The 12,934-nt window shown below is 65.2% G+C and carries 14 protein-coding genes; 8 read left to right on the top strand and 6 right to left on the bottom strand.

From position 1 onward, the window contains the following. The first annotated feature begins 93 nt into the window (after window positions 1–93). The 3 genes from PH586_RS10280 to PH586_RS10270 all read left to right on the top strand — a co-directional run bounded on the left by PH586_RS10280 (window position 94) and on the right by PH586_RS10270 (window position 2,132). Entirely contained in the window at window positions 94–981 is an 888-nt protein-coding gene (locus tag PH586_RS10280; RefSeq protein WP_271347672.1) for a lysophospholipid acyltransferase, read from the top strand. Between the two features lie 102 nt (window positions 982–1,083). Next, entirely contained in the window at window positions 1,084–1,347 is a 264-nt protein-coding gene (locus tag PH586_RS10275; protein WP_271347671.1) for a PilZ domain-containing protein, read from the top strand. A 125-nt stretch (window positions 1,348–1,472) separates the two neighbouring features. Beyond that, entirely contained in the window at window positions 1,473–2,132 is a 660-nt protein-coding gene (locus tag PH586_RS10270; protein WP_271347670.1) for a 7-cyano-7-deazaguanine/7-aminomethyl-7-deazaguanine transporter, read from the top strand. A gap of 40 nt (window positions 2,133–2,172) precedes the next feature. Here PH586_RS10270 and PH586_RS10265 read toward each other — a convergent pair whose 3' ends face one another. The 5 genes from PH586_RS10265 to def form a co-directional block, all read right to left on the bottom strand. After that, window positions 2,173–2,499, bottom strand: coding sequence for a hypothetical protein (locus tag PH586_RS10265; protein WP_271347669.1), 327 nt, complete (start codon window positions 2,497–2,499; stop codon window positions 2,173–2,175). Between the two features lie 11 nt (window positions 2,500–2,510). Further along, a complete protein-coding gene (gene trkA, locus PH586_RS10260) occupies window positions 2,511–3,884 on the bottom strand; it encodes a Trk system potassium transporter TrkA (protein ID WP_271347668.1) in 1,374 nt (457 codons plus the stop codon). Between the two features lie 116 nt (window positions 3,885–4,000). Next, window positions 4,001–5,305 carry a 16S rRNA (cytosine(967)-C(5))-methyltransferase RsmB gene (gene rsmB / locus PH586_RS10255; RefSeq protein WP_271347667.1) on the bottom strand — a complete coding sequence of 435 codons (1,305 nt, stop codon included), beginning with the start codon at window positions 5,303–5,305 and terminating at the stop codon, window positions 4,001–4,003. Beyond that, window positions 5,302–6,246 carry a methionyl-tRNA formyltransferase gene (fmt, locus tag PH586_RS10250; RefSeq protein WP_271347666.1) on the bottom strand — a complete coding sequence of 315 codons (945 nt, stop codon included), beginning with the start codon at window positions 6,244–6,246 and terminating at the stop codon, window positions 5,302–5,304. Before fmt ends, rsmB begins: the two co-directional genes overlap by 4 nt. 68 nt (window positions 6,247–6,314) lie before the next feature. Beyond that, complete coding sequence (def, locus tag PH586_RS10245; protein ID WP_238040916.1) at window positions 6,315–6,821, bottom strand: peptide deformylase; 507 nt, start codon at window positions 6,819–6,821, stop codon at window positions 6,315–6,317. Window positions 6,822–6,973: 152 nt separating this feature from the next. Between def and PH586_RS10240 the strand changes: the two genes are divergently transcribed. The 3 genes from PH586_RS10240 to PH586_RS10230 all read left to right on the top strand — a co-directional run bounded on the left by PH586_RS10240 (window position 6,974) and on the right by PH586_RS10230 (window position 9,823). Next, complete coding sequence (locus PH586_RS10240) at window positions 6,974–7,999, top strand: LysM peptidoglycan-binding domain-containing protein (protein ID WP_271347665.1); 1,026 nt, start codon at window positions 6,974–6,976, stop codon at window positions 7,997–7,999. Window positions 8,000–8,110: 111 nt separating this feature from the next. Next, complete coding sequence (gene dprA, locus PH586_RS10235; protein ID WP_271347664.1) at window positions 8,111–9,223, top strand: DNA-processing protein DprA; 1,113 nt, start codon at window positions 8,111–8,113, stop codon at window positions 9,221–9,223. 42 nt (window positions 9,224–9,265) lie between these two features. Beyond that, complete coding sequence (locus PH586_RS10230; RefSeq protein ID WP_271347663.1) at window positions 9,266–9,823, top strand: L-threonylcarbamoyladenylate synthase; 558 nt, start codon at window positions 9,266–9,268, stop codon at window positions 9,821–9,823. 204 nt (window positions 9,824–10,027) lie between these two features. Here the strand turns inward: PH586_RS10230 and PH586_RS10225 are convergent, their stop codons facing one another. After that, complete coding sequence (locus PH586_RS10225; protein ID WP_271347662.1) at window positions 10,028–11,005, bottom strand: NADPH:quinone reductase; 978 nt, start codon at window positions 11,003–11,005, stop codon at window positions 10,028–10,030. Window positions 11,006–11,179: 174 nt separating this feature from the next. On the opposite strand from PH586_RS10225, the gene hemF reads away from it, so the two are divergent. Together hemF and aroE are read left to right on the top strand one after the other, a co-directional pair. Continuing rightward, window positions 11,180–12,094, top strand: coding sequence for an oxygen-dependent coproporphyrinogen oxidase (hemF, locus tag PH586_RS10220; RefSeq protein WP_271347661.1), 915 nt, complete (start codon window positions 11,180–11,182; stop codon window positions 12,092–12,094). 5 nt (window positions 12,095–12,099) lie between these two features. After that, window positions 12,100–12,924, top strand: a complete 825-nt coding sequence (aroE, locus tag PH586_RS10215; RefSeq protein ID WP_271347660.1) for a shikimate dehydrogenase — start codon at window positions 12,100–12,102, stop codon at window positions 12,922–12,924. Window positions 12,925–12,934: the final 10 nt, after the last annotated feature.

Raw genomic sequence — 12,934 nt, 5'->3', positions numbered from 1 at the left:
CCGCCCTATTTTCCAACCCAAACCAAGGGGCACGCCCGCAACCGGTTCAGCCGGTTACAATGCCAGCTTTTATGCAACTGCCTGGAGTCGTACGTGGAAGCATTCAAAGGCCGCCTGGTGGTCGGCTTTCTCCGTCTGTTCGCCCTGCTGCCCTGGCGCGCCGTGCAGGCGGTGGGCAATCTCATCGGCTGGCTGATGTGGAAGCTGCCGAACAGCTCGCGCGAGGTGGTGCGGATCAACCTGGCCAAGTGCTTCCCCGAACTGGGCGAGGACGAGCGTGAGCGCCTGGTCGGGCAGAGCCTCAAGGACATCGGCAAGACCCTCACCGAAAGCGCCTGTGCCTGGATCTGGCCGGCACAGAAGTCCATCGGCCTGGTCCGTGAGGTCGAGGGCCTGGAGGTTCTCGAGCAGGCCCTGGCCAGCGGCAAGGGCGTGGTCGGCATCACCAGCCATCTGGGCAATTGGGAAGTGCTCAATCACTTCTACTGCGCCCAGTGCAAGCCGATTATTTTCTACCGGCCGCCCAAGCTCAAGGCGGTCGACGAATTGTTGCGCCAGCAGCGCGTGCAGTTGGGCAACCGGGTGGCGCCCTCCACCCGCGAAGGCATCCTCAGCGTCATCAAGGAAGTGCGCAAAGGCGGCGCCGTGGGCATTCCCGCCGACCCCGAACCCAGCCTGTCGGCGGGGGTGTTCGTGCCCTTTCTGGCCACCCAGGCGCTGACCAGCAAGTTCGTGGCCGGCATGCTGGTCGGCGGCAAGGCCTGCGGGGTGTTCCTGCATGCCCTGCGTCTGGCCGATGGTTCCGGTTTCAAGGTGATCCTCGAGGCGGCGCCGGCGGAGATGTACAGCGACGATGTGGAAACCGCGGTGGCAGCCATGAGTGGGGTTATCGAGAAATACGTGCGGGCCTACCCGAGCCAGTACATGTGGAGCATGAAACGCTTCAAGAAGCGCCCGCCAGGCGAGCCGAAGTGGTATTGAACCGAGGCGCCCGATCGGCGCCTTTTGTCCATTGCTGCTCGGCGGCTGCAGAATCTTGCGCTGCTAATAATTGCGCCTCACCCGCTTAGGACGGTCACCTCTATGCCCAGCCAGCGCCAGCATCCTCGTACCTCGATGAAGTGCCGGATCAAGATCTGCCACCCGAGTTTCGGTGAAGTGTTGGCGCAGACCCGCGACCTCTCCGATGGCGGCGTCTATGTCAAACACCCGGATCTGCTGGCCCTGCTCCAAGGCACGATAGTCACGGGCCAGGTGCAGGATCTGCCGATCGAGGCGCCGGTGCTGCAGATGGAAGTGATGCGAGTGGATGCCGAGGGTATCGGCCTGCGCTTCATCGAGCGTTGAGCAGTCGTCCACAGCGCTCAAAAACTTATCCTGTCGGTCAAGAAAACGCTAGAATGCCGCGCGGAGAATATTTCCAGCCGCGGCAATGGGTTCCCTAACCCCATCTCATTCAAAAAGGACATGCCATGCCCACCGTCCCTGCGACTATCTGGCGCCCGGCCCTGGCCGGCCTGATCGCCTTTCACCTGCTCATCATCATTGCCAGCAACTACCTGGTGCAGCTACCCATGACGCTGTTCGGTTGGCAGACCACCTGGGGCGCGTTCAGCTTTCCGTTCATCTTCCTCGCGACCGACCTCAGCGTCCGTCTGCTCGGCAAAGGACAGGCGCGGCAAGTGATCGCGCGGGTCATGCTGCCCGCCTTGCTCGCCTCTTATGGGGTGTCCGTGCTGTTCCAGAACGGCAGTTTCGCCGGCGTTGGCGCGTTGCTGGCGTTCAACCTGTTCGTCGCCCGCATCGCCCTGGCCAGCTTCCTCGCCTATGTCCTCGGGCAACTGCTGGATATCCAGGTATTCGATCGCCTGCGCAACCTGCGTCAATGGTGGGTGGCCCCGGCCGCCTCGACGCTGCTGGGCAACCTGCTGGACACCTTCGCCTTCTTCTCCATCGCCTTCTGGCAAAGCAACGACCCGTTCATGGCCGAGCACTGGGTGGAGATCGCGGCGGTGGATTACGCCATCAAGCTGGCAATCAGCCTGCTGCTCTTCGTACCGCTCTACGGCATGCTGCTCAACGCCATCGCCCGGGCTGTGCCCAAGCGCGAGGTGCTGTCTGCCCGAGGTTGATGGCGGCGCAACAGCAAGCCGGGGGCCGACTGCGTGTGAGCTACTCGGGTTGCTGCTGGCGTTTATCCAGCTTGCGCAGGAATACCGTCATTTCCTTCTCCGCCTGCTTGTCGCCATGCTCGCGGGCCGCTTGCAGGCCCTGCTCCCAGGCCTGGCGGGCCGCCAGCGGTTGCTCGGCGGCCAGCAGCACCTTGCCCAGTAGCTTCCAGGCGGCCGAATACTTGGAATCGAACTCGACGCAGCGCCGCAGGTGGTCGGCGGCGCGCGCCGGTTCACCTGCATCCAGATAGCCCTTGCCCAGGCCGAAGCGCAACAGGGCATTGTCCACGCCCTTGGCCAGCATTTTTTCCAGGGATTCGAGCATCAACCCTCCTGTGCTCAGAAAAACGTCAGGCCGACCTGGAACAGGCGCTCGGCATCGCGGATGTACTTCTTGTCCACCAGGAACAGGATTACGTGGTCGCCGGACTCGATCACCGTGGCGTCGTGGGCGATCAGCACTTCCTCGGCGCGGATGATCGCCCCGATGGTGGTGCCCGGCGGCAGTGGGATGTCCTTGATGGCGCGACCGACCACCTTGCTCGACTTGGCGTCGCCGTGGGCGATGGCCTCGATCGCTTCGGCGGCTCCGCGGCGCAACGAGTGCACGCTGACGATATCGCCACGGCGCACATGGGTCAGCAGGGTGCCGATGGTGGCCAGCTGCGGGCTGATGGCGATATCGATCTCGCCGCCCTGGACCAGGTCGACATAGGCCGGGTTGTTGATCAGGGTCATTACCTTGCGCGCGCCGAGACGCTTGGCCAGCAAGGACGACATGATGTTGGCCTCGTCGTCGTTGGTCAGGGCGAGGAAGATGTCGGCATCGCTGATGTTCTCCTCGACCAGCAGGTCGCGGTCGGAGGCGCTGCCCTGCAGGACCACGGTGCTGTCGAGGTTTTCCGAGAGGTAGCGGCAGCGCGCCGGGTTCATCTCGATGATCTTCACCTGATAGCGGCTCTCGATCGCCTCGGCCAGGCGCTCGCCAATGTGCCCGCCGCCGGCGATCACCACCTTCTTGTAGCTGACTTCCAGGCGGCGCATTTCGCTCATCACCGCGCGGATGTGGCCTTTGGCGGCGATGAAGAACACCTCGTCATCGGCCTCGATCACGGTGTCGCCCTGGGGAATGATCGGCCGGTTGCGGCGGAAGATCGCGGCAACCCGGGTGTCGACATTGGGCATGTGTTCGCGCAACTGGCGCAGTTGCTGACCGACCAGTGGGCCGCCGTAGTAGGCGCGCACGGCCACCAGCTGGGCCTTGCCTTCGGCGAAGTCGATTACCTGCAGCGAGCCGGGGTATTCGATCAGGCGCTTGATGTAGTTGGTCACCACCTGTTCCGGGCTGATCAGCACGTCGACCGGAATCGCTTCGTTGTTGAACAGGCCGGAGCGGGTCAGGTAGGCCGCTTCGCGCACCCGGGCAATCTTGGTCGGGGTATGGAACAGGGTGTAGGCCACCTGACAGGCGATCATGTTGACTTCGTCGCTGTTGGTTACCGCGATCAGCATGTCGGCATCGTCCGCGCCGGCCTGGCGCAGCACCGTGGGGAAGGAGCCGCGGCCTTGTACGGTGCGGATATCCAGACGGTCACCGAGGTCGCGCAGGCGATCTCCGTCGGTGTCGACCACGGTGATGTCGTTGGCCTCGCTGGCCAGGTGTTCCGCCAGGGTGCCGCCGACTTGGCCAGCGCCGAGAATGATGATTTTCAAGCGATCACTCCTGTTGGGTGGGCCGGGCTGCGTTCAGCTGCCGTCCACCGACTCCAGTTATACGGGCGTTGCGCCGGACTCAAGCCTGCGCGGCCTGGCCCTGTCGACGCCTCTGTTCAGCATGCGGCGATCTTGCTCAGCTTGGCATAGTAGAAACCATCGTGACCGTCGATTTGCGGCAGCAACTGGCGACCATGGGTCGTCTGGAGACCGAAGTCGGCGCTTATCTCCAGTTCACGAGCGTTTGGCGTGCGGGCGAGAAAGGCGGCGATGTTGTCACTGTTTTCCATGGGCAGCACCGAGCAGGTGGCGTACAGCAGGATGCCGCCGACTTCCAGGGTCGGCCACAGGGCATCGAGCAATTCGCCCTGCAACTGGGCCAGCGCCGGAATATCCGCGGGTTGCCGGGTCAGCTTGATGTCCGGATGGCGGCGAATCACCCCGGTGGCGGAGCACGGCGCGTCGAGGAGAATCCGCTGGAACGCCTGGCCATCCCACCAGGCAGCGGTATCACGGCCATCGGCGGCGATCAGTTCGGCGTCGAGATTGAGGCGCTTGAGGTTTTCGCGCACCCGCACCAGGCGCTTTTCTTCCAGATCCACCGCCACCACGCCGGCCAGTGCCGGTTCGGCCTCGAGCAGGTGACAGGTCTTGCCGCCCGGTGCGCAGCAGGCATCCAGCACCCGTTGCCCAGGGGCCAGTTCGAGCAGGTCGGCGGCCAGTTGCGCGGCCTCGTCCTGCACGCTGAGGAGGCCTGCGGCGAAACCCGGCAAGCCGGTGACATCGCACGCCTGCAGCAAACGAATGCCGTCGCGGCTGAACGTGCAGGGTTCGGCGGCGAATCCGCTGCGCCGCAGCTCAGCCAGGTAGTCATCGCGGCTGCCGAGGCGGCGATTGACCCGCAGGATCAGCGGCGGATGGGCGTTGTTGGCCGCACAGATGGCTTGCCATTGTTCGGGCCACTGGGCCTTCAGGGCTTTCTGCAGCCAGCGTGGATGGGCGCTATGCAGCACCGGATCGCGATCCAGGCTGGCAATAATGCTTTCGCTTTCGCGCTGGGCATTGCGCAGCACGGCATTGAGCAGGCCCTTGAGCGAAGGCTTCTTCAATTTGTCGATACAGGCCACGGTCTCGCCGATGGCGGCATGGGCGGGAATACGCGTGTAGAACAGCTGATACAGCCCGATCAGCAGCAGTGCCTCGACGTCACGGTCGGCCGCCTTGAAAGGTTTTTGCAGCAGTTGCTCGGCGATCAGCGCCAGGCGTGGTTGCCAGCGTGCGGTGCCGAACGCCAGATCCTGGGCCAGGCCGCGGTCGCGCTGCTCAACCTTGTCCAGCAGCGGTGGCAGGCTGCTGCCCAGGGAGGCTTTGCCATTGAGCACGACAGCCAGGGCACGGGCGGCAGCGAGACGAGGGTTCATACGCCGAGCACCAGGCCGACGGCGAACTGCTCGCGGCGACTGTTGTACAGGTCACTGAAATCAAGCGCCTTGCCGCCGGGCAGTTGCAGGCGGGTCAAGCGCAGCGCGCCCTGGCCGCAGGCAACCGTCAGGCCCTGTTTGTCGGCCGCGAGTATGCGGCCGGGTGTACCACTGCCCTCGCCCGGCTCAGCCGCATGCACCTTCAGCGCTGCGCCAGTCAGGGTGCTGTGGCAGATCGGCCAGGGGTGGAAGGCGCGGATCAGCCGCTCCAGTTCCAGCGCCGGGCGCGTCCAGTCCAGACGGGCTTCATCCTTGTTCAGTTTGTGCGCGTAGGTGGCCAGGCTGTCGTCCTGCACCTCGCCGACCAGGGTACCTGCGGCCAGGCCGGCGATGGCATCGAGCACCGCCGGCGGGCCAAGCGCGGCCAGGCGGTCGTGCAGACTGCCGCCGGTATCGTCGGCCGCAATCGGCGTGCTGACTTTCAGCAGCATTGGCCCGGTGTCCAGGCCAGCTTCCATCTGCATCACGGTGACCCCGGATTCGTTGTCGCCGGCTTCGATGGCGCGCTGGATCGGTGCGGCGCCGCGCCAGCGCGGCAGCAGCGAGGCGTGGCTGTTGATGCAGCCCAGGCGCGGGATGTCCAGCACCACCTGCGGCAGGATCAGGCCGTAGGCCACCACCACCAGCAAGTCCGGCGCGAGCGCGGCCAGCTCGGCCTGGGCTGCCGGGTCGCGCAGGGTTTGCGGTTGATAGACCGGAACTGCATGCTGCAGGGCGAGCTGTTTGACCGGGCTGGCGGCGAGCTTCTGTCCGCGGCCGGCCGGCCGATCCGGCTGGCTATACACGGCAATGATCTGATGCGGGCTATCGAGCAGGGCCTTGAGGTGTTCGGCGGCGAACTCCGGGGTGCCGGCAAAGACGATGCGCAAAGACTCGGACATGGATTCTCGCTAATCACTACTGAAAAAGAAGAAGGCTTGCCGCAGCAAGCCTTCTATCGGGGTGTGGCTCAAGCCTGCTGGCGATGTTGCTTTTCCAGCTTCTTCTTGATCCGGTCGCGCTTGAGGTTGGACAGGTAATCGACGAACAGCTTGCCGTTGAGATGGTCGCACTCGTGCTGGATACACACCGCGAGCAGGCCTTCGGCGATCAGTTCGTAGGGCTGGCCATCGCGGTCCAGCGCCTTGATCCTGACTTTTTGCGGGCGGTCGATGTTTTCGTAGAAGCCCGGCACCGAGAGGCAGCCTTCCTGGTACTGCTCCACCTCGTCGGTAAGGGTCTCGAACTCGGGGTTGATGAACACCCGGGGTTCGCTTCGGTCTTCCGATAGATCCATCACCACCAGGCGCTTGTGCACGTTGACCTGAGTCGCGGCCAGGCCGATGCCCGGGGCTTCGTACATGGTTTCAAACATGTCGTCGATCAATTGACGCAGGGCGTCGTCGACCATGTCCACCGGCTTGGCGATGGTGCGCAAGCGTGGATCGGGAAATTCGAGGATGTTTAAGATAGCCATATGCGTTTGTGATGCACTTGTGGAATAAAGTCAAAATCCGCTGCTAAGATGATGAGCAGCATTGAAAAACGGCTTCACGCCGCAGTACTACTGGGTTTAGTCGCGGCGCTAGGGCGCTCCACGTGAAGACACATAATAAAGGGATTCACCGCATGAGGAAATCACTACTCGCCCTGCTATTGCTTGCCGCTAGCGGCTTGGCCCAGGCCGAAGTGCATCTCAAGGACGGTCACCCAGACCGTTATACCGTGGTCAAGGGCGATACTCTCTGGGATATTTCCGGGCGGTTTCTCAGTGAGCCGTGGAAGTGGCCAGAAATCTGGCATGCCAACCCGCAAGTGGAAAACCCCCATCTGATCTATCCCGGCGATCAACTCAGCCTGGTCTATGTCGATGGCCAGCCACGGCTGATGCTCAGCCGTGGCGAGTCGCGTGGCACCATCAAGCTGTCGCCGCAGATCCGCAGCACGCCGATGGCCGAAGCGATTCCGACCATCCCGCTGGGGGCGATCAACAGCTTCCTGCTGAGCAACCGCATCGTCGATACCCCCGAAGCGTTCGAGAGAGCACCCTATATCGTCGCCGGTAACGCCGAGCGTGTGGTCAGCGGTGCCGGTGATCGGGTTTACGCGCGCGGTTCCTTCGACGAAACTGCGCCGGTGTATGGCATCTTCCGCCAGGGCAAGACCTACGTCGACCCGGACACCCAGGAGTTCCTCGGAATCAATGCCGATGACATCGGCGGCGGTGAGATCGTTGCCGAGGAAGGTGATATCGGCACCATGAGCCTGACCCGCACAACCCAGGAAGTGCGCCTCGGCGATCGCCTTTTCGCCACCGAAGAGCGGGCGATCACCTCGACCTTCATGCCCAGCGCGCCGAGCAGCGAAATCAACGGCTTGATCCTCGACGTCCCGCGTGGCGTGACCCAGATCGGCCAGTTCGACGTGGTCACCCTGAACAAGGGTGCGCGTGATGGCCTGGCCGAGGGCAGCGTGCTGGCGGTGTACAAGACCGGCGAAACCGTACGCGATCGGATTACCGGCGAAGCGGTGAAGATCCCGGATGAGCGGGCCGGTCTGTTGATGGTGTTCCGCACCTACGAAAAACTCAGCTATGGCCTGATCCTTGGCGCCACCCGCCAGCTGGCGGTGATGGACAAGGTACGCAACCCCTAGCGCCGCCAACCCCAGCCGCGCGCCTGCGCGGCGGGGGTCTCTGCTGCACCGCTACCTGCCGCCCGTAGTTCCCGCAACGTTTCCGGGCGCGACCGATCAAGGATGATCGCCATGGCGCAATGCCCCAGCTACCGTATCTCCCCTGCCGAACTCGAAGCCCGCCTGCGCCTGCACAGCCTGCCGGAGCTTGGCCCGCGGCGTTTTCGCAAATTGCTCAGTGCCTTCGACAGCGCTTCCGCGGCCCTCAGTGCACCAGCCAGTGCCTGGCGTTCGCTGGGGTTACCGGCGGCCTGTGCCGAACCCCGGCGCAGCAGCGAGGTGCGTGAGCGCGCCACTGCCGCCCTGGCCTGGCTGGAGGCTGAGCAGCATCATCTGTTGATGTGGGATGACCCGGCTTATCCGGGCTTGCTCGCCGAACTCGGCGATGCCCCGCCCTTGCTCTATGTGGCCGGCGATCCGGCGCTACTCGAGCAGCCGCAACTGGCCATGGTCGGCAGTCGCCGCGCCTCACGGCCCGGACTGGATACCGCGCACAGCTTCGCTCGCAGCCTGGCCGCCGGCGGCTTCGTGATCACCAGCGGCCTGGCGCTGGGCATCGACGGCGCGGCCCATCAAGGTGCCCTGGATGTGGCCGGAAAAACCATCGCGGTACTCGGCACCGGCTTGCAGCGCCTGTATCCGGCGCGGCACCGGCAGTTGGCCGCGGACATCGTCGAGCATGGTGGTGCGCTGGTGTCGGAGTTGCCACTGGATTGCCCGCCGCATGCGGGCAATTTCCCTCGGCGCAACCGCATCATCAGTGGCCTGTCCCTCGGCGTGCTGGTGGTCGAGGCCAGCCCTTCCAGCGGCTCGCTGATCACCGCGCGGCTGGCGGCCGAGCAAGGCCGCGAGGTCTATGCCATTCCCGGTTCGATCCACCATCCCGGCGCGCGCGGCTGCCATCAGTTGATCCGCGATGGCGCCGTGCTGGTGGAAAGCATCGAGCATATCCTCGAAGCGCTGCGTGGCTGGCAGCTGCAGCCGCCGTTGGCCAGCGAGGCAAGTCCGGCCCAGCGCTTCGCGCACCCGTTGCTCGACTTGCTGCATGCGGCGCCGCACAGCAGTGAAGCCCTGGCGGCGGTCAGCGGTTGGCCCTTGCCGCAGGTGTTGGCGGCCCTCACCGAGCTGGAGCTGGACGGCCATATAGCCTGCGAAGCCGGACGCTGGGTGGGCCGCGCCCGCTAGCTTGGATACACTGCGCGGCAGGCATAGGTGGGAGTGCAGTGGATGGTCAGCAGGTGGCAGGTACAGCAGGCGGCGCGGGTGGTGCGTCAGGGCGGAATAATCGCTTACCCGACCGAGGCGGTGTGGGGGCTGGGCTGCGACCCGTGGAACGAGCTCGCGGTGGAGCGCCTACTGGCGCTGAAAGAGCGGCCGATGGACAAGGGCCTGATCCTGGTGGCGGACTGCATCGAGCAGTTCGATTTTCTCCTCGAGGATCTGCCGGAGATCTGGCAAGAGCGTCTGGCCAGCACCTGGCCGGGGCCCAATACCTGGCTGGTCCCGCATCAGCAGCGCCTGCCCGAGTGGATCACCGGCGAGCACAGCAGCGTCGCTTTGCGCGTCAGCGATCACCCGCTGGTGCGCCAACTCTGTGCCCTCACCGGCCCGCTGGTCTCGACCTCGGCCAACCCCGCCGGCCGCCCGGCGGCCCGCACGCGCCTGCGGGTCGAGCAGTACTTTCCGCGGCAACTGGACAAGGTCCTCGGCGGCGCCCTGGGCGGGCGCAAGAACCCCAGCCTGATTCGTGACCTGATCAGTGGCGATGTAATCCGACCATCCTGATGCTGTTGTAGGGTGTCACTCGCCGCAGGCAGTGCACCATGGTTCAGCCGCGCGGCATAAAGCTGGCGGGTTGTCGCTGCGCTCCGAAGCCGCCCTACGCTCCGCGCGGATCGCCGCCTAACCCATCTGTTCAGGCGCCGCAGATGACCATGGTGGGTTACGGCGCGACAGGTATTGGGCTGTGCGTGCGAAACCTAACCCAGCCTATGGCAGCAGAATGGTCGAGCCGGTGGTCTGCCGGGCGCTCAGGGCGGCTTGCGCGGCGGCGGCGTCCTTGAGGGCGTAGCGATTGCTGATATCGACCTGCAACTGGCCGCTTTCGATCATGCCGAACAGCTCGTCGGCCATCATCTGCAGGCGCTCGGGGGTGTCGGCGTAGCCGGCCAGGGTCGGCCGGGTGACGAATAGCGAACCCTTCTGCGCGAGGATGCCCAGGTTGACCCCGGTGACCGCCCCGGAGGCGTTGCCGAAGCTGACCAGTAGCCCGCGTGGGGCCACGCAATCCAGCGAGGTTTCCCAGGTGTCCTTGCCGACGCCATCGTAGACCACCGGGCACTTGCGCCCGTCGGTCAGCGCCAGTACGCGCTGGGCCACGTTCTCATGGCTGTAGTCGATGGTCGCCCAGGCGCCCTGCTCCATGGCCCGCGCGGCTTTTTCGGCCGAGCTGACGGTGCCGATCAACCTGACCCCCAGGGCCTTGGCCCACTGGCAGGCCAGGGAGCCGACGCCACCGGCGGCGGCATGGAACAGGATGGTTTCGCCGCCCTGCAGTGGAAATACCTGGCGCAGCAGGTACTGCACGGTCAGGCCCTTGAGCATCACCGCCGCGGCCTGCTCGAAGCTGATGGCATCCGGCAGCTTGACCAGCTTGGCGGCCGGCAGCACGTGCAGTTCGCTGTAGGCGCCCAGCGGTGCGGTGGCGTAGGCCACACGATCGCCGACCTGGAACTGGCTGACCTGCGCGCCGACGGCTTCGACAATACCGGCCGCTTCATTGCCCAGGCTCGACGGCAGCGCCGGCGGCGGATACAGGCCGCTGCGGAAGTAGGTGTCGATGAAATTCAGGCCGATCGCCCGGTTCTGCACGCGGACCTCGTGGGGGCCGGGTGCGGCTGGCTGGTAGTCGCAGTACTCGAGGACGTCGGGGCCGCCGTGGCTGCTGAATTGAATACGCTTGGCCATCTCAGGCTCCTTGTCGCAGGGCTCGCCCACGGGCATGGGCGATTCAGGCCCCTATCCAACCGCTGTGCAGGCGCGGCGTCAACAGCAAGCCTGTGTCGGCAAATGTTATGCTGGGCGCCGATTTCGCCGGCTGGGCAACTCCCTGGCTGGCCTGACTGCTTCCAAGGTGCCGCCGTGAGTGACCGTACTGAGGCCGTGAAGGCCTATCTGCTCGACCTGCAAGACCGTATCTGCGCCGCCCTGCAAGCCGAGGACGCTGGCGCCGAGTTCTTCGAGGAAAGCTGGCAGCGCCCGGCCGGCGGCGGCGGCCGCACGCGGGTGATCGAGAATGGCGCGCTGATCGAAAAGGGCGGGGTCAATTTCTCCCACGTGTTTGGCGACGGCTTGCCGCCGTCGGCCAGTGCTCATCGCCCGGAACTGGCCGGACGCGGTTTCGAGGCACTCGGCGTGTCCCTGGTGATCCACCCGGAAAACCCCTACGTGCCCACCTCCCATGCCAACGTGCGCTTCTTCAGCGCCGAGAAGGAAGGCGAGGAGCCGGTCTGGTGGTTCGGTGGCGGCTTCGACCTGACCCCCTATTACGCCAACGAAGAAGATTGCGTGCACTGGCATCGGGTCGCCTTTGAGGCCTGCGCGCCGTTCGGCGCCGAGGTCTATCCGAAGTTCAAGGCCTGGTGCGACCGCTACTTCCTGATCAAGCACCGCGGCGAACCGCGCGGCATCGGCGGCCTGTTCTTCGACGACCTGAACCAGTGGGACTTCGACACCAGCTTCGCCTTCATGCGCGCGATCGGCGATGCCTACCTTGCGGCCTACCTGCCCATCGTGCAGCGGCGCAAGCTGACCCCCTACGGCGAGCGCGAGCGCGAGTTCCAGGCGTTCCGCCGCGGCCGCTACGTCGAGTTCAACCTGGTCTACGACCGCGGCACCCTGTTCGGCCTGCAGTCCGGCGGGCGCACCGAATCGATCCTCATGTCGCTGCCGCCGCAGGTGCGCTGGGGTTACGACTGGAAGCCCGAACCGGGCAGCGAAGAGGCGCGCCTGACCGAGTACTACCTGACCGACCGCGACTGGCTGAAAAAGGCATGAGGCTGATGGATCGTTACGGCGTCTTCGGCAACCCCATCGGCCACAGCAAGTCGCCGCTGATCCACCGCCTGTTTGCCGCGCAGACCGGCGAGCAGCTGAGCTACGAGGCGTTGCTCGCGCCGCTGGATGACTTTCCCGGCTTTGCCCGGGCGTTCTTCGCCCAAGGCAAGGGCGCCAACGTCACCGTGCCGTTCAAGGAACAGGCCTTTCAGCTGGCCGACAGCCTCAGTGCCCGCGCCCAGCGTGCTGGCGCGGTGAATACCCTGAAGAAACTGGATGACGGCAGCCTGCTTGGCGACAACACCGATGGTGCCGGGCTGGTGCGTGACCTGACCGTCAACGCCGGCTTCGACCTGCGCGGCAAACGCATCCTCCTGCTCGGTGCCGGCGGTGCCGTGCGTGGTGTGCTCGAACCCATGCTGGCCGAGCAGCCGGCGACCCTGGTGATCGCCAACCGCACGGTGCAGAAGGCCGAACAGCTGGCCCGCGAATTCGCCGACCTGGGGCCGGTAGTCGCCAGCGGCTTCGACTGGATCGATGCGCCGGTGGACCTGATCGTCAACGGCACCTCGGCCAGCCTGGCCGGCGAGCTGCCGCCGATCGCGTCAAGCCTGATCGCGCCGGGGCATACCCTGTGCTACGACATGATGTACGGCAAAGCGCCCACCGCGTTCAACCGCTGGGCCGCCGAGCAGGGCGCGGCGCGTACCCTGGATGGCTTGGGCATGCTGGTCGAGCAGGCTGCCGAGGCCTTCTACCTGTGGCGCGGCGTGCGCCCGGACAGCGCGCCGGTGTTGGCCGAATTGCGCCGCCAGCTGCAGCTGGGGTGAATCCGGGGTT

It is taken from the genome of Pseudomonas aestuarii (genome assembly GCF_027988105.1).
GTDB classification, from domain to species: Bacteria; Pseudomonadota; Gammaproteobacteria; order Pseudomonadales; family Pseudomonadaceae; genus Aquipseudomonas; species Aquipseudomonas aestuarii.
Note: the sequence above shows the minus strand (reverse complement) of the source record. Positions and strands in the feature narration are given on the sequence as shown.

Bases quoted from the DNA above. Each gene is read 5' to 3' on its own strand.
- PH586_RS10275 (WP_271347671.1), top strand. From the start codon at position 1,084: ATGCCCAGCCAGCGCCAGCATCCTCGTACCTCGATGAAGTGCCGGATC.
- PH586_RS10270 (WP_271347670.1), top strand. From the start codon at position 1,473: ATGCCCACCGTCCCTGCGACTATCTGGCGCCCGGCCCTGGCCGGCCTG.
- rsmB (WP_271347667.1), bottom strand. From the start codon at position 5,305: ATGAACCCTCGTCTCGCTGCCGCCCGTGCCCTGGCTGTCGTGCTCAAT.
- fmt (WP_271347666.1), bottom strand. From the start codon at position 6,246: ATGTCCGAGTCTTTGCGCATCGTCTTTGCCGGCACCCCGGAGTTCGCC.
- def (WP_238040916.1), bottom strand. From the start codon at position 6,821: ATGGCTATCTTAAACATCCTCGAATTTCCCGATCCACGCTTGCGCACC.
- PH586_RS10240 (WP_271347665.1), top strand. From the start codon at position 6,974: ATGAGGAAATCACTACTCGCCCTGCTATTGCTTGCCGCTAGCGGCTTG.
- dprA (WP_271347664.1), top strand. From the start codon at position 8,111: ATGGCGCAATGCCCCAGCTACCGTATCTCCCCTGCCGAACTCGAAGCC.
- PH586_RS10230 (WP_271347663.1), top strand. From the start codon at position 9,266: ATGGTCAGCAGGTGGCAGGTACAGCAGGCGGCGCGGGTGGTGCGTCAG.
- PH586_RS10225 (WP_271347662.1), bottom strand. From the start codon at position 11,005: ATGGCCAAGCGTATTCAATTCAGCAGCCACGGCGGCCCCGACGTCCTC.
- aroE (WP_271347660.1), top strand. From the start codon at position 12,100: ATGGATCGTTACGGCGTCTTCGGCAACCCCATCGGCCACAGCAAGTCG.